At 35.8% G+C, this 23,912-nt stretch carries 13 protein-coding genes and 1 tRNA gene; all 14 read left to right on the top strand.

What is annotated here, in order from left to right; translation table 11 throughout:
- Positions 1-107: 107 nt before the first annotated feature.
- Entirely contained in the window at positions 108-2,579 is a 2,472-nt protein-coding gene (locus ACFSAH_RS17685) for an LruC domain-containing protein (RefSeq protein WP_379664076.1), read from the top strand.
- A gap of 199 nt (positions 2,580-2,778) precedes the next feature.
- The gene (locus ACFSAH_RS17680; protein ID WP_379664075.1) at positions 2,779-4,842 is read left to right on the top strand and encodes an LruC domain-containing protein; all 2,064 of its coding nucleotides are present in this window, start codon (positions 2,779-2,781) and stop codon (positions 4,840-4,842) included.
- Positions 4,843-4,961: 119 nt separating this feature from the next.
- Positions 4,962-6,851: an AAA domain-containing protein gene (locus ACFSAH_RS17675; RefSeq protein ID WP_379664074.1), complete on the top strand. Its 1,890-nt coding sequence runs from the start codon at positions 4,962-4,964 to the stop codon at positions 6,849-6,851.
- A gap of 10 nt (positions 6,852-6,861) precedes the next feature.
- The gene (locus tag ACFSAH_RS17670) at positions 6,862-7,644 is read left to right on the top strand and encodes a HipA family kinase (protein WP_379664073.1); all 783 of its coding nucleotides are present in this window, start codon (positions 6,862-6,864) and stop codon (positions 7,642-7,644) included.
- Positions 7,634-8,017 (top strand): DUF3037 domain-containing protein, encoded by a 384-nt coding sequence (locus ACFSAH_RS17665; RefSeq protein WP_379664072.1) that lies wholly within the window; start codon positions 7,634-7,636, stop codon positions 8,015-8,017. The genes ACFSAH_RS17670 and ACFSAH_RS17665 overlap by 11 nt, the downstream gene beginning before the upstream one ends.
- A 55-nt stretch (positions 8,018-8,072) precedes the next feature.
- Positions 8,073-8,157, top strand: a tRNA-Ser gene (locus ACFSAH_RS17660).
- Between the two features lie 449 nt (positions 8,158-8,606).
- Complete coding sequence (locus ACFSAH_RS17655; RefSeq protein ID WP_379664071.1) at positions 8,607-9,287, top strand: GNAT family N-acetyltransferase; 681 nt, start codon at positions 8,607-8,609, stop codon at positions 9,285-9,287.
- A gap of 230 nt (positions 9,288-9,517) precedes the next feature.
- Positions 9,518-10,327, top strand: coding sequence for a helix-turn-helix domain-containing protein (locus ACFSAH_RS17650; protein ID WP_379664070.1), 810 nt, complete (start codon positions 9,518-9,520; stop codon positions 10,325-10,327).
- 271 nt (positions 10,328-10,598) lie between these two features.
- Positions 10,599-12,272: a hypothetical protein gene (locus ACFSAH_RS17645; protein ID WP_379664069.1), complete on the top strand. Its 1,674-nt coding sequence runs from the start codon at positions 10,599-10,601 to the stop codon at positions 12,270-12,272.
- Positions 12,273-12,282: 10 nt separating this feature from the next.
- On the top strand, positions 12,283-18,810 hold the full coding sequence (locus ACFSAH_RS17640; RefSeq protein WP_379664068.1) for a hypothetical protein: 6,528 nt from the start codon (positions 12,283-12,285) through the stop codon (positions 18,808-18,810).
- Positions 18,811-18,831: 21 nt separating this feature from the next.
- A complete protein-coding gene (locus ACFSAH_RS17635) occupies positions 18,832-20,352 on the top strand; it encodes a fibronectin type III domain-containing protein (protein WP_379664067.1) in 1,521 nt (506 codons plus the stop codon).
- A gap of 199 nt (positions 20,353-20,551) precedes the next feature.
- On the top strand, positions 20,552-21,682 hold the full coding sequence (locus ACFSAH_RS17630; RefSeq protein WP_379664066.1) for an aspartate aminotransferase family protein: 1,131 nt from the start codon (positions 20,552-20,554) through the stop codon (positions 21,680-21,682).
- A 53-nt stretch (positions 21,683-21,735) separates the two neighbouring features.
- Positions 21,736-23,013 (top strand): serine hydroxymethyltransferase, encoded by a 1,278-nt coding sequence (locus ACFSAH_RS17625; protein ID WP_379664065.1) that lies wholly within the window; start codon positions 21,736-21,738, stop codon positions 23,011-23,013.
- A 123-nt stretch (positions 23,014-23,136) separates the two neighbouring features.
- Complete coding sequence (locus ACFSAH_RS17620; protein ID WP_379664064.1) at positions 23,137-23,640, top strand: GNAT family N-acetyltransferase; 504 nt, start codon at positions 23,137-23,139, stop codon at positions 23,638-23,640.
- Positions 23,641-23,912: the final 272 nt, after the last annotated feature.

The following is a 23,912-nucleotide window of genomic DNA, read 5'->3' as shown; positions in this document are numbered from 1 at the left end:
AAAGATATATGCCGTTTTATTTCATTAAAGCATGTTTTTTAAAGAAACTTAGTTTTATAAAGAAATGGAACATTCTTTGAATATTACAAAGCAAGATTAATAAAGTTATGAAAATAAAATACTTATCTATTTTGGCCCTTGCATTTTTGGCATCTTGTCAAAAAGACGGATTAAAGGTTGACGAAGGCGGGAAAAGTTTAGACGAGATCTCGGTATCTTCTCAGTTTGACTGGAGGACAACACAAGATGTTAATTTAAGCATCAGTATAAATGATAGTCGTTTCCCAGGAAAACAACATGTATTAAAAGTATATGTAGGTGATCCTGCTAAAGGCGGTCAGATTATATCTAAAGGATCAGCAACTTTGCTTACTCCATTTAATACAAAAATAGCTTTACCTGTTGTTTTACAGGAAGTATATATAGAAAGAGTAGCACCTGATGGTTCTAAGGTTTTTGGTGTTGTAAAAGTAGGAAACAATGTATCTGTAGCAGTTAGTGAAACAGGTATTGTAGGTTCTTATAAAGGTTTAAGTTCTTCAAAGATGGCAGCTCCTTCTTTGTTTGCTTCTACTCCTAAAGAAAATGCTCCTGTAGTTCCTTCAGATGCAATTTTGATTACCCAAAACACTAATATTCAGGCAGGAAAATCTTATAAAGCAGAAGGCAATGTGAGTCTGAATAATATTAATGGTACATCAGCTACTATATATGTGACTGGAAATGCAACTCTAGGAATCAATTTTGGATCTTCGTTAAAAGTTGTGGTTATGCCAGGAGCTATATTAACATTGAATAATCCTAATTTTAACGGAGAGTATACTCTTCAGAACTTTGGAACAATCAGTGGACTGAAGAATAACTTTAAGGTAACTTCAGGTTCTGTATTCTATAATGATAATCAGAATTTGAACTTAAACGGGTTTCAGGTAGCAGGTACTTTGACAAACTTTGGTAAATTAACATTGGGGGGTAATCTTGATGTTTCAGGTTCATTTAAAAATGAAGGAACAGTAGAGCACAATGGTGGTTTAAATAATAGTGGCACATTTAGTAATGGTGGTAGCTATATCTTAAATGGTACTTTAAATGCAGGCGGTTCATTTAATAACTCTGGTAATTTTACTATTACTACTTCGGGTACTAATAATTTTAATAACGGTTCTGCCTATAATACCGGTGTTTTTAAAGCAGATAATGCAAAAATAAATATATCATCAGGTTCGCTGACTAATAACGGTACTTTTGGAGGTAAAGAATTAAACTTTACAGGAAGCAGTACAGTTGCAAATTATTGTAAAATATATTCTTTAACGAATGCTATTTTCGATGGTTATTTGGATAACTATAGCTATGTATATGTTGGTGAAACTTCACAAATAAACGGTTCTTCAAGTATTAAACTATTCGCAGACGCTATGTTTAGTACTGATATGACAGATAATTTTTCTGGACTTGTAACTGGAGCTAGTTCAAGTAAACCTGGACTATTTAAAATCAGAACACAGTCTGATAATAAAATTAATAACGCTCCAACTACAGCTGTTTTTACAGGAAATCTTTATTTGTATGATAAAAACAGAGTTAGCGTTGTAAATAAACAAAATGGGTTTACTTCTACGGAAATTGCAGCAGGTAAATTTTCCGGTGGGGCTAAATTAATTGGAAATACAAATGTGTTTATCCCTAAATCAGATTGTAATGATGAAGGTAACGGAGTAGATACTACACCTCCGGTAAAACCTGATACAGATGGTGATGGAATTATAGACGAAGAAGATGATTATCCAAATGATCCCAACAAAGCATTTAATAACTACTCTTTAAATTATAATACAGGAGGCTCTTCTGTAGCATTTGAAGATAACTGGCCATTGAGAGGTGACTACGATATGAATGACGTGGTAATTACTTACCGTTATAATGTGGTAACTAATGCTAAAGATGAAGTGGTAGAAATTAAAGCGGATTACAAATTGTTGGCAAGCGGTGGTATTTTCAAAAATGGAGCGGGAGTTCAGTTTAATATCCCTCGTGCAAACGCTAAAAACTTTAAATCTACAAAATCTTCATACTTAGAAGAAGGCCAAGATAGCGTGGTTGTTATCCTGTTTGAAAATAGTAGAGAAGAACAGGCTACCTGGAATACAGAACCTTTACAACCATCTTCTCCAGTTGTTGATTATTCAATTAGCTTTGATGTGGTGAATGGTCCAAAACTAGCTAATTTTGGCATAGGAGTTTATAATCCATTTATCTGGAATAATAGTCAAGGTTACGGAAGAGGGTATGAAACTCACCTAATGGGTAAACAGCCAACAAACAAAGCTAATAGAGCATTGTTTGGAACAGCAGATGATAATTCAGCAAGCGGTAAAAAATACTCAACTAAAGATAATTTACCATGGGCATTGGAAATACCAACAGCACCATTTAAATATCCAAAAGAGCGTATTGCTATAACCGAAGCTTATTTGAGATTTGCTCAGTGGGCTGAGTCAGGAGGAACACAGTATGTAGATTGGTATACTAACTTTATACCAGGCTATATAAACGGAGAGTTGTTATATAACAAATAAGATAAACATCATAACTTTAAAAAAGGGAGCATAAGCTCCCTTTTTTATTTGGGGAAAAAAAATCTCAATTCGGGAATTTTGTTCTCCGTTGTTTTTTACCCAAAACCTTTGAGAATAGATTAGAGGCGTACTTATTTATTGGCATTATTGTTTCTATAGTTGTTTTAGGTAATTGAAAAATTACAATGAAATTAAACTTATGAACAGGTCTATTTTAGCGCTCTCTTTATTTTCTGTTCTGGCTTTAGCATCGTGTAATAAACAAACACTAGATGCAGACCAGAATAATGTTTTGTTGAATGGGAAACTTGCTCCGGAAGGATTCGATTTCTCAACTACAAAAAATATTTCTATTGAAGTACAGCTTTTAAGCAGGGATAATAAACCTGTATCAGGTGTACTAACGTCTTTCTATTTATCTACGGATATTACAAAAGGTGCAGAAATAGCAAAATCCGTGAGCAGTGCTGATGGTAAATTATCTTTAACTGTAACCGTTCCTACCTATATTAACGAAATTGTAGTAGATCCTGCTTATGTAGGTTTACTTAGAGAAGTAACTGTAAAATTAAATGCCAGTAATCGGGCAAATTTAATTATTGGTGGTGCAACCGGTTATGTAGGTGATATTGTTGTACAAAAATCATTATCAAGTGTAAAATCACCTGCGGCTCAGTTGCTTTCTTCAGATGGTGTTACTTATCATTATGATAAATCTCAATACGATGCTTTAGGGAGACCGTTGAACCTTGTTCCGGACAATTCGGTAAATCTGGTAGAATTGATGAAAGAAATTAATGCGTCTCTTCCCGAGAGAAAAGACGGTATATATTTACATCCTGAATACATTGCTGCACAAACACCGAGTAACTTAAATATAGGAGCTTTATCTGATGTTTGGATTACTTTTGTACACGAAGGCGCTAACTATAGAAATGCATTGGCTTATTATACTTATCCATCAGGTAATAAGCCTGCTAAAGTAGAAGATATCAAAGATATACATCTTGTATTTCCTAATGCATCTTTGAAAGGACATATTGGTGAAGGAAATATGCTCATGGGAGATAAGGTGAAAATAGGTCGTTTTCCTGCAGGTACTTCTATTGGTTTTTTATTGATACAAAATGCCTATAAAGATGATGGTTCTTTAAATACAGCGAATACCAAATTTTATAGTGACGAACAGTTTAATCCGGAAAGTGACTTTGCATTAAAAAGACATAATGTTCTGTTGTACAGTAAATCTCAAAAAGTGTTTTTAGTAGGGTTTGAGGATATGAAGAGAGATAATTCACAGGCAGATAATGATTTTAATGATTTAGTGTTTTTTGCACAAACCAATCCGGTAGATGCGATAGACCCTACTGATATTCCATACCTGGAAGATAAAGTTACCGATAGCGATGGAGACGGGGTGCCAGATGTGTTGGATGAGTTTCCAAATGACCCTGAAAGAGCTTATACAAGATATTATCCAAGTAAAGATGTATGGGGAACATTAGTTTTTGAAGATCAATGGCCTTCTGAAGGAGATTACGATTTTAATGATTTGGTTGTGAGTTACAGGTATAAATTTATAATGAATTCTTCCAACAAAGTTAAAGATGTTATAGGAAATTATGTGCCGTTAGCATCTGGAGCTACTTTTAGAAATGGTTTTGGCGTTGAGTTTCCTTTTGATGCATCAGTTGTAAAATCATCAACGGGATATAAACATACAGCTAACTATATACAATTAAATGGAAAAGGCCTAGAAGAAGGACATACAAAAGCGGTTATTGTACCATTTGATAATGTGAAATCATTATTTAAAGCAGCAGCCACTTATGTAAATACAATCAATGGAAATGCCAATTACAAAGGAGATAGTGTGAATGTAACTACAACGTTTTTAACCTCGGAATATGAGGCTAATGTTATAGCTAAGGTTCCATTTAATCCATTCCTGATTAGTAATGTAAATAGAGGTAAAGAGGTTCATTTGGTTAACAATAAGCCTACCAGTTTAGCAAATACGAGTTTATTGGGAACATCTAAAGATGCTTCTAATCCAGCACAGGGAAAATATTATCTAACTTCGGATAACCGTCCTTTTGCACTTAATTTTATCGGAGAATTTAATTATCCTGTAGAATCTGTTAATATACAAGATACCTATAACCATTTCAAACAATGGGCAAATTCAGGAGGTAGTCAATACAAAGATTGGTACCTCATGAAATCTGGATATGTAAACAATAATAATATTTATAAAAAATAATTTTTTTATTGATTGAGTGTTAAAAGCCGGGCGTTTTACGTTCGGCTTTTGTTTTTATACTGATTTCTAAGAGCTATAATTTCTAGTATTCAATCTATACTTTATAATTACCTTTGCGCATGTCATATTTTTCGGAACTATTACGACTTTTAGATATAGAGAAAAAAGAAGATCAAAGTTTATTTGAGCAACAGTCTATATCCTTATCTATTTTAGAAAAAAAAGAAGCAGGTTTAACCTGGTATCCAATAGCTATCAAAAACACAGAATTGGGGAGAGGGGATTATCTTTCAGTAGAAGTTGAAAGAAAAACGAATACAAATTTAGAGCATCAGTTCAAATTTGGAGTCCCTGTTTTACTATACAGTAATTACACAGTCCCAAAAGAAAGTATTTCAGGAGTTGTTTCGCATGTTTCTGGAAATATCATGAAGATTACTTTTAAGACAGATGAACTTCCGGATTGGGCAGATAAAGGAAAGTTAGGTGTTGAAGTTTTGTTCGATAACAATAGCTATGATGAGATGGAGCATGCTTTAAAAACAGCCCATAAACGTATAGTAAAAAATGAAGATGCATCGTTGATAGAAGTACTTCAGGGGACGAAGGATCCAGGGAAAAGCGAAAGTATTTGTGAATATAAGAATAACAGATTGAATGAAAGCCAGAATAAAGCTGTACAGCATATTTTGGAGGCTAATGATCTTTCTATTTTACATGGTCCGCCCGGAACAGGAAAAACCACTACTTTAACCCATGCTATAATAGCTCTTAAAAATCAGGTTAATGGGCAAATATTGGTTTGTGCTCCCAGTAATACGGCAGTAGATTTATTGAGTATGAAACTTGCCGAACAAGGTGTTAATGTTGTTAGGATAGGTAATCCGGTAAGGGTTTCGTCAAAACTTATCGGGTTAACTCTAGAAGCGAAAACAAGCAGTCATAATTATTATAAGGATATCAAAAGTTTAAAGAAGCGGGCTGCAGAATATAAAAATATGGCTCATAAGTACAAGCGCAATTTTGGAAAGTTGGAACGTGAACAGAGGAAGGCATTATTTGATGAAGCTTATAAGATATTAAAGGAAGTAGAGCAGACGGAATCATTTATAACAAAAGATGTTCTGGATAAGGCAGAGGTCATTACAGCAACTTTGGTGGGCAGTAATCATTTCTCTGTAAGGGACAGAAAATATGCTGTAGTTGTTATAGACGAAGCTGGACAAGCTTTAGAACCCGCATGCTGGATACCAATTTTAAAAACCAGTAAGCTAATCATGGCAGGAGACCATCTTCAGCTACCGCCTACGATAAAGTCCAAACAAGCAGAAAACGAAGGTATGGGAGACACTTTGCTAGAAAAATGTGCTTTAAAGTATCCAAGTCAAGTTTCTTTATTAACTACCCAGTATAGGATGAATGAAGCTATTATGGGATATAGTTCAATGGTTTTTTATGGAGGAAATTTAAAAGCAGACCCAAGTGTAGCACAGGAAACTGTTTTTCCATCAGATTTACCATTAGAGTTTATAGATACAGCTGGTTGTTCCTTTGAAGAGAAAATGAATGGAACTTCTATATTTAATCCGGATGAAGCTACTTTTTTAATTAATCATTTAAAAGAATATTTGGAAAACTTAACGGTAAAACCATCCGTAGCAATTATAGCTCCTTATAAGCAACAGACAGAGCAAATTAAAAGTATTGTTGAAATGGATGATTTTTTTAAGCAATTTTCTCCATATCTGGATGTAAATACTGTAGACAGTTTTCAAGGGCAGGAAAGAGATGTTGTTTATATCAGTTTAACACGTAGCAATAATCAGGGACAGATTGGATTTTTATCCGATATAAGAAGAATGAATGTAGCCATCACAAGGGCAAAGAAAAAACTAGTGATTATAGGCGATAGCTCAACACTTTCTAAAAACGAATTTTATAATAACTTTATGGCTTATATAGAGAAAGAAGGAAGTTACAAGAGCGCATGGGAATTTATTCATGCTTAAAAAGTTGTAAATGGAACAAAAAAGCACATTGCGGGAAATAAATGTCAACAGATATATTACCCCATTAAGAGAAGGAGGATCAATGCCCGCAATTATTGAAGGTGATGATGATTTCTTATATGTATTGAAATTTAGAGGGGCAGGGCAGGGAACAAAAGCGTTAATAGCAGAATTGATAGGAGGGGAAATAGCCAGAAAACTGGGGTTTAAAGTTCCTGAGTTAGTTTTTGCACATTTAGATAGAGCTTTTGGAAGAACAGAACCGGACGAAGAGATACAGGATTTGTTACGATTTAGCGAAGGACTTAATCTGGCCTTACATTATCTATCGGGCTCGATAACTTACGACCCGGTTGTTAATGATATTGATCAGTTGACGGCATCAAAAGTAGTTTGGTTAGATAGCTATTTAATGAATATGGATCGTACGGCTAAAAACACCAATATGTTAATATGGCACAAAGAATTGTGGTTAATAGATCATGGAGCTTCTTTATATTTTCATCATTCCTGGCATAATTGGAAGGAGCAAGCCCAAAAGCCATTCAAATTAATCAAAGATCATGTGCTTTTGAAAAAAGCTACTCAAATAGAAGAAGCAGATAAAGAGTTGTCGCATTTAATAGACGATACTTTTTTAGATAATCTGGTTGATATGATCCCTGAAAGCTGGTTAAATGATTCTCCTTTTGATAGTGTTACAGATCATAAAGCGGCTTATAAGCAATATCTAAAGGAGAGGAGAGATTATTCTTCAGAGGTAATTGTAAAAGAGGTACAAAATGCAGGATAAACATTTATTTGATTATGCCATAATTCGTGTAGTACCCAGGGTAGAACGCGAGGAGTTTATAAACGTAGGTGTTATTATTTATTGTTCTGCAAAAAAAGTATTGCATGTTGATGTACAGCTTAATGAAGAAAGATTAGTTAGTTTGTATAAAGATGTAGATGTTGACGAGATAAAATCACATCTAGATGCATTTGTTAAAATAGCCCGAGGAGGGAAGGATGGAGGACCTATAGGGGAGTTAGATGTACCTTCCAGATTCCGTTGGTTGACGGCAAAAAGGAGTACAATCATTCAAACATCGGCAGTGCATCCTGCTTTTTGCACAAATTTAGAGGATAAATTAAAAGAAATTATTTGGGAACAAGTGAGTTAGCATGAAATGTAAAAAATGTTTTGTGAATATACTTAGCTTTATTACCTTTGCCCCCGGAGAAATGGCAGAGCGGTCGAATGCGGCGGTCTTGAAAACCGTTGACTGTAACAGGTCCGGGGGTTCGAATCCCTCTTTCTCCGCTGAGAGGGTCTTCATCAAGAAGACCCTCTTTTTTTTCGTATATCAACAATCCTTGGATTAAGCGCAATTTCTGTAGGGTATAGATTTCTAAGCATATATTGGATCAGTCCCTGGAGAAGCATGCTTCATATCTATCAATAATTCTAAGTTTACTTATTGTTTTTTAGAATAGTGAAAGTATATGTTTGCTCAATCAAAAATAGCCTATAAAAATTTTACAACATAAATTTAAATAGGCTCTTGAAATATTCTATTTTGCAAAAAACAACTATATCGTAATATGAAAGTTTAACTAAAGAAGTTTTTTCAAATATATTCTGAAATGTAAATTTTGATCAAAATATTATTAGCATATCTTTCTTTAAGAATTAGCTGAATAATACAGAGTTTGTTTAGCCTTTGAATAACGCAGAATAGCTAAACATTTCATCAACAAAACCAAGCAAACATGACACATATACTAGACAATCCTGTCTGGAATGCTCTAAACACAGGAAATAAAGACCTTTCGGTTGGAGAAGGCAGAATCAGATTATATCGTTCGGATATCTCTCCTTTCATTGGACTTGAGGAAAACTCGTCAGAAAATCTATTCAAACTATATGAGTACACCAGAGATATTGCCGATACGTTTGGCATTGTTGCTGAAACAGAGATAGATATCCCACACATCTGGAACGTAGCCCATAAAGTGCCCATTTTACAAATGATCTGCCAAGAACCTTTATTTAGGAAGGAAATCTCAGCGAATATCAAAAAGCTATCTGATGAACACATACCTCAGATGTTAGCTTTAACAGAGCTAACCAGACCTGGCCCGTTTAAGGACCGAACAATAGAATTTGGCCATTATCAAGGAATATTTGAGGATGATGGACTTGTTGCCATGGCAGGACAAAGAATGCATGCTTTGCCATACGCAGAGATTAGTGCGGTTTGTACCCACCCTCAATATTTAGGCTTAGGGTATGCAGGACAACTTATGATGAGCCAAATTAAAAGGATACTGGAGCAAGACCAAATCCCTTTTTTACATGTAACAATAAGTAACAAGCGGGCAATCAAAATTTATGAATCTATGGGTTTTAAAATCAGAAAAGAAATGTTTGTTTATTTCATCAAAAAGTAAAGCTATTTAAGAGCCTGTTTAAAATTCATCTAATAATTTTTTAGTAGTGACTTCGTTATGTTTTTTGAGATAGAAGCAAGCTGTTTCTTCAAAAACACGCTTTGTCTTACTCCAAAATAATCTATAAAAAATTTAAACAGACTTTTAATCAAATTGTGGTTTTCCGTAACCAAGAGAGCTTTAATCATTGGAATTTATTATTTTTGATTTAAGATTTTTGTCAAAAACCAATGTTTTATAAACCACATCCAGCCTTAGAGCCATACATACAAGGTTTTGTAGTTGTTTATGCAACAGATGCTCATGTTTTGTATAATATAGATCTTTTTCCTGTAGGCTATGGTTTACTTTCTTTCATTTTAAGTGAGCAACATCAATTGATTAGTTTAAATAGAAGTTATAATACTCGTTTTAACTTTACCGGACAACTGGATCATTACCGTCTTATCAAAGCTTCTTCTTTATCGGTTATATATGTCCTATTTAAACCATTTGGAGCTTATAAGCTTTTGGGGGTACCGCAACATCTGTTAAAAAATGAAAGTATAGCCATGCAGGATATTTTAGGTAATGCTGTAAATGAAGTTTACGCTAAACTTGTGGACCATGCTGACAATCCAGCAAAAGAGGTTGAAATTTTACAAGAGTGGTTATTAAGTCAGTTGAGAGATAATAACAAAATAGATACTAACCGGGTTTCTTTGGCTTGTGATCTGATAACAGAAAGTAAGGGTAATATTTCTATTCAAGAATTAAACAGTTTGTGCTGTATGTCTAAAAGCTCAATGGAGCAGTATTTTAAAGATCAAATTGGAGTTTCTCCTAAAATGTATAGTAGAATTATCAGGTTTAATGAAACCAAGAAGATTTTAAAAGAAGCCACGAATAAAAGCTGGATAGAAATAGTAGAAAATCACGGTTATTACGATCAGTCACACTTCATACATGAGTTTAAGCATTTTTTTGGGTATTCCCCATCACAAATTCATCTGAGCTTTAAAAATTTAGCAGAACATATTTCGTCTATAAAAAGTGTTTGATTTTATAGAAGTGCAAGTAAGGTGGGAGTATACTGGGAGTAAAGTGCTGGTAAAGTGGGAGTAGCAAGCTAGAAAAACTTATTGTGTTTTAAAATTATACTTTTCTCATTCACCTAATCTTTCTGGTATTCAGAATATTTTCTGAGATTCAATTCTCTTTAAACAAGTTTGGGCTTTTTTACAATAAAAGCTTAAATACCCGATTTAATTTTGTCATTCATGAACAATTGTAACAAAAAATTGCGAAGTAATGCATGATTAAAGATTGGATATGAATACAAAATTCCTACTTTCAATATGTTTTTCTTTAGGGATTTTGATGCTCAAAGCTCAAGATTTAGGCCATATCGCCACACAAAAACCATTTACCATAAATGGCACTTTGGGTGTGGGTATGGGGACTTACAGTGTTAACGGTATTCCTGCAAGGCAAAAAGATTTCACCTATATTTTAAATGGTGCACCAACTTTAAGCATCTATGGTATCGCCTTTCCTTTTTCAGTTGTTTTAAGCGATCAGCAAAAAAGCTATACGCAACCTTTCAATCAATACGGCATTAGTCCAACCTATAAATGGCTAACCTTGCATGCCGGATGGAGAAGCTTGGAATTTTCTCCATTTTCGCTGGCAGGGCATAATTTTTTAGGAGGTGGTATTGAGCTAAATCCCGGCAAGCTGCGTTTTGGCTTTGTTTATGGCAGGTTCAATAAAGCCATAGAAGAAGACCTGGGGCAACCTTTAAGTTTAGCACAGCAACCTGCTTATAAAAGAACAGGCTATAGTGCAAAGGTTGGTATAGGTACAGAGAAAAATCATTTTGACGTGATTTATCTTAAAGCTAAAGATGACAGTACTTCCCTTTCTAAACGACCTTCATCTTTATCGGTTACACCTGCCGAAAATACAGTATTGGCCATTTCATCTAAATTTACTTTTTTGAAGCATTTTGTAGTAGACGTCGATGCTTCCGGCAGTTTATATACACGTAATATTGCAGATACCATAAAAAATACGGATTTAGGTAAATATGACTTTGTAAAAAAACTGTTTACCCTTAACAGCTCCAGTCGTATATCAACCGCAGCACAGGGAAGTTTAAGCTATAACGCTTTAAGTTACTCCATAAAAGCCAAATACCGACGTATTGACCCCGATTATAACTCAATGGGAGCCTATTATTTCGAAACAGATGTAGAAAATTATACACTAGAAACTGCAATAAGATTATTTAAAAACCAATTACAATTGGGCGGTAGCTTTGGTTTACAGTACGATGATATATTAAGAGACAAAGAAGTGCGCTCAAAAAGGAAGATTGGTTCTACAAATATTTCTTTCAATAAATTGAATTACGGTATAGATTTACGTTATACCAACTACGGTATTACACAAGACAGAGGTTTAAATCCTGTCATCGACCAATTCCGTGTAGCCAGAACCAATCATAACCTGAGTTCTCTGTTCAGATACAGCATTATTTCGGAAAATATCAACCAAGGTTTTGTATTGGTTGGTAACCTTCAATCATTGGTCGATTTGAACGAATTTACCAAACCCAACAGTCAATCTAACAGTAAAACCGTGAATCTCTCTTATCAGATTGGTTTCCTAAAAAAACTCCTAAACTTAAATGCTAATTTCAATTATACTACTGCTCAAACAGCTATAGGAAAAACGATTTTCTATGGCCCTACCGTTGGTGCAGGGCAGTCATTTTTTAAGGGAAGCCTAAATTTAGGTGCATCTTTAAGTTATCAATTACAAGAAAACAACCAAGTTGATGCAGGTAGCATTTTAAATGGAAACCTGAATGCTGCATACCGTTTAGGCAAGCGTAACGCTATAAACCTTAGCTTAAATTATTTGAATAGCAATTCTAAAGATAGCTCGTTGCCAACATTTAACGAGCTGAGAACCAATTTTGGATTAGTACACTCTTTTTAAAGTTCGGATTATGAAAGGTCCTAAATACAATAACCTGCTTGCTTTATTTTTAACCGTATTATTAAATATTACAGGGTTTAGCGTAGCTCAATTAAAAGCACAAACAGACTTTCCTGTGGTTAATGCCACGCTAACCCTTATTCCGCCTTACTCTCCTTATTATTCAGATTATTCGGGTATTAATGCCGGAAAAGTTTTGTTGGTATTACAAAATACAGGAGCTATAAGTCAACAAGTTAAATTATTAGCTACGCTTACGGGCGACAACGGTATCACCATTTCTACAAAAGCCGATTATGTACCTTTAAATCCCATTACCTTAAATCCGTACGAAACCAAACAGCTTAACGGTCTGGCACTAAAAGATATTTTCGATTTAAACAGTTTGGATATTAAAGGTATAGATAAAAACAAATTAATTACCTCTTCCCGCTTGCCTGAAGGAAACTATACACTTTGTGTAAGGGTTTCAAACGGCAGACCGGGAACAGCCATAGGCAGTGGCACCATGATTACCGGCCCGGGTTGTGCTTCGCTAACCATATCCTATCCAGATGCACCCATATTGATAAATCCTTTAAATGCCATAAGTATTGCAGCCACAACTCCTCAGAGTGTAATCTTTAACTGGGTAAATACCACAACGGTACCTATGGGTACGCAATATCAGTTTCAACTGGCAGAAATGCCTGCTCTGGTAAAAGCAGATCCCAATCAGATTTTAAATGCAAGCTCATTTCCTTTAATTAACAGAACGCTCACCAGTACATCTTATGTACTTTCACCCTCAGACCCACCGCTAAAACCCAATACAACTTATGCATGGAGAATAAAAGCCATTGACCCACTCGGCAATATTATTTTTAAAAACGATGGATTTAGTGCGGCCGGCATTTTTACTTATGGCAAGATAGAGGAAGCACCACAACTTATCAGTCCGGCTAATGATATGATTTTGAAGGCAGCAGATAATGCTAGCTTAGCTTTTTTGTGGAGTAAGACCAATTACATCAATCCAATTAATTACACTCTGCAAGTAGTAGAAGTACCTGCTAGCGCTACTAATACTGCTGTTTTATTTAGCAAAAACAGTTTTCTATTCAACAAAACACTTAACCAAAACCAATACCTTCAAACCAGTAAAGATTTTACGCTTGTTGACGGAAAAAAATATGCATGGAGAGTTAAAGCAACCATTAACGACAATAGTTTAAGTTTTGATAATGATGGGTGGAGTAGTATTTATACCTTTAGCTACACATCTGCTATTCAAAATACAGAGGGATTAGCAAAGGCTCCTCAAATCAGTTCGCCAAAAACCGGAAGCACTTATCAGCAGCTTGCTAACAATATGCAACCCCTTATCAGCATAGGCTGGGATGCAGTTAAAGGTTTAAGCTATCCTTTAAACTATGAAGTGAAAATCATCAGCATACCCAAAGGCATTACTTTAAATGAGGCTGTAAGTGCCAATATGGTTATTTTTAGCAAAAAAACAAATGGCACAAGTCTGAACTTTAATCCTAACACAGATTTAACCAAATCAGACATCACAGCGGGTGGGTTAATAGCCGGTTCTGCTTATGCTGTTTTAGTTACGGCCTTTCCTGCCGATACCGGCTGGTATTATGCAGAACAAAAGAAATTACTTGCCGAAGGTAAACCAGCCTTATCACGCATAGAAAATAACGGACAAAGCCTACCTGTAAGTTTTACTTATACTGAAGAAGAGAAAACTATTGTAAACACACCGGTTTCGTCATCAGTAACAGGTCGTTTGTATTATCGCTATAAAGATGTGGGCGAAAAACCAAAAGAAACCAATTTGGCATTTCCGCAAGTTACCACTAAAGCCATAACCGGTATTGCCGGAACAATATATCAGGATAGCTATGATAATGATAAGTTTCCTGATGTTGCAGCTATTAATCGTTTTCCTATGGTTTCGCCTACAGGCAACAAACAATATCCGCTTAAAAACGTAATGCTGAACCTGGTTTATGTAATTTATAAAAGCAACAGCAAAAATCCTACGAAATTTACAGAAATAACATTGCTTGACCAACTTGATTACAACAATGAACAACTTCCTTTAAACGGTTTAAAAATACCTTATAATACCTTAATATCTACCACAAAAGCCAAGGTCGATGGGAGTTATGCATTTACTTTTCCTGCCGATAAGAAGTTCGGCTACATAGGCTCGCAAAATGGTTACAGTTATTTTGGTGCTGCCAAATTAATAGTGGGCGAAAATTGGTATTACATTAGCAGCAATCCAAATTTAATGAGTGCAGAAACTAGCTACTATACCAGCCCTGATTTAATTGTTTTTCCAAAATCAGGCAAAACAACTACTGTTGCCGATGATATTGTGTTTGTAAAATCGTACAATGTGGAAGTAACTGTTTCAGCATCAAAAAACATAGAAAAACAAAGTATAACCGCTGGTAACGGTATCCCAAATTACGAGGTGCAAATAACCGAAACACAAGTACCCGTACAAATAAAAGCCGGTGTAAATGACATACTTTCTATTCCTACCAATTTTACTTCCTTTAAAGATAATCCGGAAACCATACCTGTAGAAGCCAATGCTGATAGTTACGCACAGAGCAATAATGGAATTACAGATATTGCAAAAACCAATGCTAATGGAATGGCCACCTTCAAAAATCTACTGCTTGCCCATACACATAAAGCAGTAGCCGTTAATAATCCATTTGATGGTACAGTAACCTATAAAACTACATCGAGCGACGCTATTGGCAACAAGCAGCAGGTGGATATGACGGGGCTTATTGCACCGTTCAATTCTGATTTTGAGGTAAGCACCGGAAAAGTATCATTGCCGGTTGAACCGCAGAAACCGGAGATTTACCTGAGAGCGGTTACCATACAAAATGGCATACCTCAGGGAATCCCCTCTGTTCAGGTTCAAATGATATCAATTGATTTAAAAACTAACCTTGCAAAAGTAGATAATGGTATTACCAATGAAAACGGATATTTTAAACTTACAGATATTAACGAAAATGCGAAATGGTATATTATACTTTCGAAAACCGGTTTTAAAAATAAAGAAATAGCAGCCGGCCAGCAAATATTGCCGGGTGAACGCTTTCCTGCTACGGTTGAACAGGAAATGGAGGGAGCCGGAAAATTAAGTGGCTATATTGTTAACGAGAAGAATGAACCGGTAAGTTGTAACATCAGGGTAGGCAGCGGGCCATATATTAAAAATGACAAAACCGGTTATTTTAATATCAGTAATGTCCCAACAGGTATGCAAAGCATAGAGCTTGTGCCCACAGTTGATAATTATTTTGCAGAAAAGCTAAACCTTGTTAACATCAAAGCAGATGGTAGTATAAGCAAAATCTCTAATATTCTTAACAATACAGATGGCAAAATAGTACTGAAAGAAAAGCTGCATAGGGTGCAGTTTAAAGTGATTGATGAAGATGGAAAACCGATTGACAAGGCAAAGATTACTATCGGAAACATGTCCAGATTATTGTATTTGACCCAAAGCACTGGTTTAACCAATGAAATAGCACTTGCTAATACAGATGATGAATTTAAGATATCAGTTACTGCAAATGGTTATGTTAAATACGACGATTATAAAATTATACCCTTGAGCAAAACAGCTACATTGATTAATATTGTTTTAAAAACCGGACAAACCATTACCGGAACCGTAGTAGATGCCAAAACCAAAAAGCCGGTGGCTAATGCCAGAGTTTATACCATAACCGGCACCAATGCCGATGGCGAAGTGCAGACAGAAACCTATACCGATGCCAATGGTAACTATACACTGAACAATGTTGAAAGTAATGTAGGCTTTATTTCCGTTACTAGTGGTGGCGGCTCCGTACAAGCATTGAGTGCGCCTAGAATGAGTACTACCATTTCTATTCAAGGCAATCTACCTGTAAAAGTATATGCCGTAAAAAGTGGTAACGAAGCTTATATCCTTCAAGAACAAATGTCAAAAGGAACATCAGCAATAGGTAAAAGCACAGCTAACTTTGAGCTTACAACGCTCAATGCTAAAGCTGAAATTTGGGGTATTCCCATTGAGGTGAGCAGTATCAATACTACCGCACAAGCAACTAGCTTAAAGGGCAGTTTTGTGAAAATACCGGGCAACAATACTTTTAAGCCTGCCGATAGTACTTTAAAGTTGCCATTTAATGCGCTGGCAGTAAGACTTATACAAGGAACTACGGGTACTACCATAGAACCCTTAAATGAAAAAGTACCATTAGAACTTACCGCTTATAAAGTTATAGCCTTTAATGATTACAATTTTGAGGTTCTGGGTACGGATGCCGCAAATTCCCTGCAAAAACTTAACATAGAAAAAAATGGAGGTAATGGTGTATTAAAAGGTTACATCACTTCAAAATTATCTTTCAATTTTAGTTATCAATATTCCGGTATGTTTCTGTTGAATATACCGGTTGGAACAAGGCTTCCTAATGGACAACTGATAACTATTGCAACAACACTTCTACCTGTTTTGTATGCCAATAGAGGAAGTCAGCCTGTTACTAGCTACAATCTTATGGCACTGTATGGAAAATCAGATTTTCAGATACATAATTTCCCTGCTCAATTAACTTCCGGTACTTTTGATAAAACCGCTTTTTATCTAGATGCCAGTGTAAATTTGCAAATCCCATTGGTGGGTATAAATACTATTCAGGCTGGACAAATCAAAATAAGCCGGAACAACATTGAATGGAATCAATACACCGGAGAAATTAATATACCACTCGAAAAATGGACTATCAAAGGAAAAGGACTTGCCTACGATATTAATCAGGGCGGATTTAAAGTAATCAATGGTGTGCTGGCAACAGATTTGCCACAAGTAACGCTCAACAATATTATGCTTATGCCCAAAGCTATTGACCTAGGGAGCATAAACCTGAATGGTAACGAAGCATTAACATTAGGCGGTGTAGTACCACTTAACATAAGGCCGAATGCTAAACTTACATTAAGCTATGATGATGCAGCACCATTCGACCAAAAGCCACATTATCGCTTAAACCTTTCAGGTATAGAAAATACAGTGGTGGCATATGCAGGAAACCTACCCGGGCTTAGTGGTCAAACCATAGATGTTAGAATATTTAGTGCATACAGCGATGCCAAGCATACCACCCTGATATTGGATGAGAAAAAGCTCAATTATTATAATGTAGTTTCTCAAACATTAAGTGGTATAGAGGTAGGAAACAACTTCTTTACACTTATTGGCAACAGCGATATTAATATACCTGGAGCTAACAACAATATCACCAGCCGTTTTAAATTTGCTAAAGATAACGGTACAGTTAACCTATCGGTAGATAAGTTACCGATAGAAATAGAAGCAGCCGGAAAAGTTCGTTTCGAGGCCGATAAATTTACGCTTAGCCTCAATAATCTAACAGCTGAAGGAAAAGTACTGATTTACAAAAATTCCCTTGCAGATGCCATACCCGGTTTACGGGGCAGGCTCAATAAAACAACGACAGCCACACAAAATACCATTATCATGAATTTTTTGGATAATCAGGAAATTATAATGGGCGATAAATCGTTGAGCATTGTAAGCGGTGGTACCAAGGTGGTTAATAACATTTGGAACAATCTTAAATTTACAGGTCGTCCAAAAAATTATATCATAGCGGGTAAGAACCTTTTAGAAAAAGGAAATGACGAAATCGATTTCGAAATAAAAGGCGGAATAGAAACCGATAAAAATTCCAATAAGGCCATAAAATTATCAGATATCAGCACACCTTTTGGCGATTTGAGTTTAGCATTCGATTTTGAAAACAAAATTTTTCAGGGTGCATTAGCTTTTAGTGGTCAAAACTTTCCTCTAGGCCCGGTAATTGTTCATGCCGGTACTGTAGATTTACAAATGGACAGTAAAGGTTTTGTATTGGTAGGCGCCATTACAAATGCCGAAGTAAGTGCATTGCCGGCAGCCATATTTGGCGGTTTTCAGAGTGGTATAGCCTTAGGGTATTACAATGGTGCCTTGCCGGGTTATATGAAAAACAAACTGCTTAATGTTACTTTATATAACGAGCTACCTTCAACATTCAATACCGGGCTTAAAGGTTTTTATGTAAACGTAATGAAGACACTCGGTAAAGACGATTTTCCGCACTTACCCGGACCAAGCCTTAACAGTATCCCTATAGTGGGTGTCTTTGTCCCCGTATTTGATTTCTCGGCAGGAATAGACCTATATGCGTACCTTAATGGAACAGAAATAAGTATAGGAGGTAAAGCTTTTGCTCAGGCATCCTGTTACTACGATTTACAGTTATGTACTATTGGACTTTCAGGAGGAACCAATGGCAATTTCAACATGAAATTTAATAGCAGCGAAGGACTGACCGGGAACTTATTGTTTGGCATAAATGGTAGAATTAATTATTGTGTAGGCTCTTTAGGTATAGGATTGGATTTGAACATGACGAAAGACAAGGACAAATTCACCTTTAAACCGTCTCTCAGGTAAACGCAAATTAAATTTAGACAGATGATGAAACCATTAAAATACATGCTGTTAATGTTTTTTACAATAACATGCTTTAAAGTAAAAGCACAGCTACAACAGCAAACTGCTCCACCCATCCTCACTGCAAAATACGATGGCGGAGATGTACTACTCCAATATCATCCTCAGGTATCAATAGACAGTATTATTATAAATATTTATCGTAAGAGCAAAAATGCTGATGAATTGATAAAAACCAATAAAAAAATACCGGGTAACAGTATGTGGATGTATGTAGATACTTTCACCCGGAAAAACCCCGGAGTTTATCAGTATCGTATAGAGACCTTGATAAACAATGAAGCAAAAAGTGACGAAGTATGGACGTATGCCTATCCGGCCGACCTTATTCCTGTTGCTGGAAATATTAAAGTACAAAACTTAAGGGGTACAAATGCCGTAATACTATCGTGGGAGATGAAAAACAACTTTATGGTAAAAGGAATTATTATTCAGCGCAGTCGTAAAAAAGATACCGGTTTTAAATCTGTTGCCATGCTTAATGGTAATGAAACCACTTACACAGACCGCGTAGATGATGCCAACGAAGCTTTTTTCTATAGAATTGATATGATACCTTATAATTCAGACCGCATTTATCAGTCTGCATCGGTATTTACCATGCCCGATTTTACCATTATCCCTGCCAAAGTACAACATATAAAAGCAACACAAACAAATAAGCACATTACCGTTTCGTGGGAAAGTGATGATGAATATAGCAAAGCATTTTATGTACGCAAAAGAGCACAAAATCAAGGAGAATTTGTTGCTGCATCATTAGCTATCACGGCAAACAATACCAAAAAATATCAATGGACAGATAGTTTGTCGACACTGGAGAATAATGCCATGTACCAATATATTGTTGTAGCCGAAAGTAATTCTTACCATAAAAGCTTAGCTTCTGATACAGTTGTTGTATTCTATAAAAACATGACAGTTCCTTTAAATGCGCCACAAGATTTAAGAGTTTTAACCACTAACGATACCACTTACCATCTCGTATGGACAACAGATAGCCTACAAAATGAAAATAATGCGGCATTTACTGTTTATCTCAAGTCAAAAGGCGATGCAGATTTTAAGTTATTGGCCAATGGAACAATACCCGCTTTAAAGAACTATTTAGAAATCCCAAAACCTAAAGATGGCGATACTTATAAAATGAAAGCCATACAGGAAAATCGTTCGAGTGCATTTAGTTTGCCTTTTACCTATCATAATGCATACGAACGTAATTTTGGTCCTAAATACCTGAAAGCTGCATTTATTGAAGGAGAGCTCATTCTCAAGTGGACAATTCCGAATATGGATGTAGCTTCTTATAAACTCTATAAATGGGACGGAAAAAAATTTGTGCTTATAGAAACCATCAATGGAGATATGGAAGCCGTAGCTACAAAAAATTACCAAGCCGGTCAGCTCAATATATACAAGCTCATTACCATTGATAAAAAAGGGATAGAAAATGAAGGCTCAAAAATATTGCAGGTAAATTAATAAGACCAACTATTACAATAGATAGGAAACGGCAATGTTTATGCATTATCTTATGAGACGTTGGAGAGAATATAATATTTACAGAAAGATTTATCATGATAATCTCTTTTTACGGCATAGTATTGGACTACTGGTATATTCTAAAGCTGGACTATAAATAAGTTTCTTAATCCCCGGATATTTGCAAATAAAAAGGGATATGGATTTATTTGATGTATATGCTAGAACAGACGTTGGTATAGTCAAAGGAATAGGCAGTCATATTTGGGACGAAAGAGGACAGAAATATTTAGATTTATTTGGTGGTCATGCGGTTATTTCTATTGGACATACTCATCCCCATTATGTAAAACGTCTTACCAGCCAGCTAAACAATTTAGGGTTTTATTCCAATAGCGTAAAAATACCTGTACAACAGCAGTTGGCAGAAAAAATAGGTCATATATCCGGGAAAACAGATTACAGTCTGTTTTTATGCAATTCGGGAGCAGAAGCTAATGAGAATGCTTTAAAGCTTGCCTCATTTGCCAATGGCAGAAAGAAAATTATTTCGTTTAAAAATGCTTTTCATGGGCGTACATCATTAACCGTTGCTGCAACAGATAATCCAAACATTATTGCGCCTGTAAATGAAACAGATAATGTGATTTTTCTTCCGCATAATGATATAGACGCCTTACAAAATACCTTTGCACAACACGGAAGAGAAATATCTTCTGTTATAGTTGAAGGTATACAGGGCGTTGGGGGGATTCGTGTTTCGGATCTTCATTTTCTGGCAACTATACGGTGGCTGTGTAATAAATATGGGGCCTATTTTATTGCAGATTCCATACAGTGCGGATATGGAAGAAGTGGTTTATTTTTTGCTCATGATTATGCCCGTGTTAACGCAGATATTTATACCATAGCCAAAGGAATGGGGAACGGATTTCCTATCGGAGGTTTGTTAATTAGTCCTAAATTAAAACCGGAGCAAGGGATGCTGGGTACCACTTTTGGTGGTAATCCTTTAGCCTGTGCTGCAGCTTTAGCAGTTATTGAGATTATGGAACAGGATAAACTCATAGACAATGCGGCAATGGTGGGTAATTATCTTTTACAGGAACTTAAAGAGATAAAAACAATTCAGGAAGTGCGGGGTAAAGGTCTAATGATAGGTATAGAACTGCCTCCGGAATTTTCTAATACCCGGACTAATCTGATTCATAAGCATTATATTTTTACAGGAGAGGCTAAGCCTAATATAATCAGGTTATTACCTGCCCTGAATATAAGTTTTAAAGAAGCAGATGTTTTTCTGAAAGCACTTAAAACAGAACTTAAATAAATCGTGTTTTTATACTTAATAATCAGTATGATACATTTTAATATAAATAGAGTATGGTAAGAGACAATCACATTTTTTCATTGATACAGGATGAACTGTATCGTCAACAAAATAGTATAGAACTGATAGCCTCTGAAAACTTTGCGTCTTTGCAGGTTATTGAAGCTATGGGTACAGTTCTGACCAATAAATATGCAGAAGGGTATCCTGGAAAACGTTATTATGGAGGTTGCGAATTTGTAGATCAGATAGAGAATATAGCTATAGATCGCTTAAAAAAGATATTTAATTTAAGCTGGGCAAATGTTCAGCCACATAGTGGATCTCAGGCCAATGCTGCAGTTTTTCAGGCTTGTATTAAACCAGGTGATAAAATTTTGGGATTAAATCTGGCGATGGGGGGACATCTGACACATGGTAGTTCGGCCAATTTCAGCGGTAAAAATTACCAGACTCTATTTTACGGTCTTCATCCTGATACCGGCTTGGTAGATTACAACCAGCTGGAAGAAATAGCTTTAAAAGAACGCCCAAAGATGATTATATGCGGAGGTTCTGCATACAGCCGAGATTGGGATTATAAACGGGTTCGTGATGTTGCTGATAGAATAGGAGCAATTGTGTTGGCAGATATTGCACATCCGGCAGGTTTAATAGCTAAAAAGATATTGAACGATCCGTTTGATCATTGTCATATCGTTACTTCAACCACACATAAAACATTACGTGGTCCACGTGGAGGTGTTATTATGCTTAGGCATGATTTCGAAAATCCTTTAGGTATAAAAGACCCTAAAGGGAAAATACGTCCCATGTCTCAGGTATTAGATCTTTCGGTTTTTCCAGGAACACAAGGAGGTCCGTTAGAACACGTTATTGCGGCTAAAGCAATCGCTTTTGGGGAAGTACTAACGGAAGAGTTTACGGTTTATACGCAGCAGATTATTTCCAATGCACAAGCGATGGCCAGTGAATTTATTACAAGAGGATATAATCTGGTAGGAGGCGGTACCGATAACCATTTGATATTAATTGATCTCAGAAATAAAAACCTGACCGGTAAACAAGCGCAGGAAATATTGGAGAAAGTAAATATTACCACCAATAAAAATACTATTCCTTTTGATGATAAATCTCCTTTAATAACCTCGGGGATAAGGGTAGGAGTACCCGCAATTACAACAAGAGGGTTAAAGGAAACAGACACCATTAAAATTGTAGACCTGATTGACCGTACTTTAATGCATGCTGATAATGATGTCGAAATTCAGCAGGTAAAGAAAGAAGTGGCTTTATTTATAAAAAGCTTTCCTATTTATCCGGAATTATAGGTTGAGTCAAAGGTATCTACCTGCATACATCCTAACTGGACTATCTTTTTGTTTAAAATCTGGATGATATTACTCATCCAGATTTTAAAGATATTTGATCATCATCAAAATCAATATTATCATATGTCAACAACATTAAATTCAAAAGAAAGCTTATCCAATACGGATGTAACCGAAAGAGAAGTAACTATTGTAAAAGGTACCATTGGAAATTTGGACGATGCCGCAGAACTATTTGATATGTACCGGGTATTTTATCGTCAATCTTCGGATTACGAGAGAGGGAAGCAGTTTTTAAGAGATAGAATAAATAACGGCGAGTCGGATATATTTCTTGCCTATGTGGGCGATAAAGCCGCTGGGTTTGTGCAATTGTACGAATTATACCATTACATTAAACTGGAAAAGCAATGGCTTTTAAGCGATTTATTTGTTCATCCGGATTATCGTGGACTGGGATTATCTGTAGCGTTAATAGACAGAAGTAAAGAATGGTGTAATGAGACCAGCGCTTGCGGATTAATGCTTGAAACAGAAAAAACAAACCATATAGGCAATCAGCTTTATCCAAAATGTGGTTTTGAATATGACGGATTGCATAATTACTACCACTGGTGGAAAAAATAAAATTCAGATCAAGAGACTGTCTCAAATTAGTGGTTTTTGTCAGGCTGAGCCCTTCGTCGGGCTCAGGATAAACTCAGTCGAAGCCTGTATAGCGCCATTCAAGGCATATTTCGACTCCGCTCCTTTAGATTTGTTATTGTTAAATTTAGAATGAGAAAGGAAGCAAAAGTACACTAAGACAAGCGCTCCGAGTTAATAACTCATATATTGATTCAGACTTTTGCCTTCCTTTCATCAAGAACTCAAATAGAAATTAGGGTTAATAACCCATT

Source organism: Pseudopedobacter beijingensis (assembly GCF_042678145.1).
In the GTDB taxonomy this organism is placed as follows: Bacteria; Bacteroidota; Bacteroidia; order Sphingobacteriales; family Sphingobacteriaceae; genus Pseudopedobacter; species Pseudopedobacter beijingensis.
The sequence above is the reverse complement of the archived record's forward strand: the minus strand, read 5'-3'. Positions and strand labels throughout refer to the sequence as shown.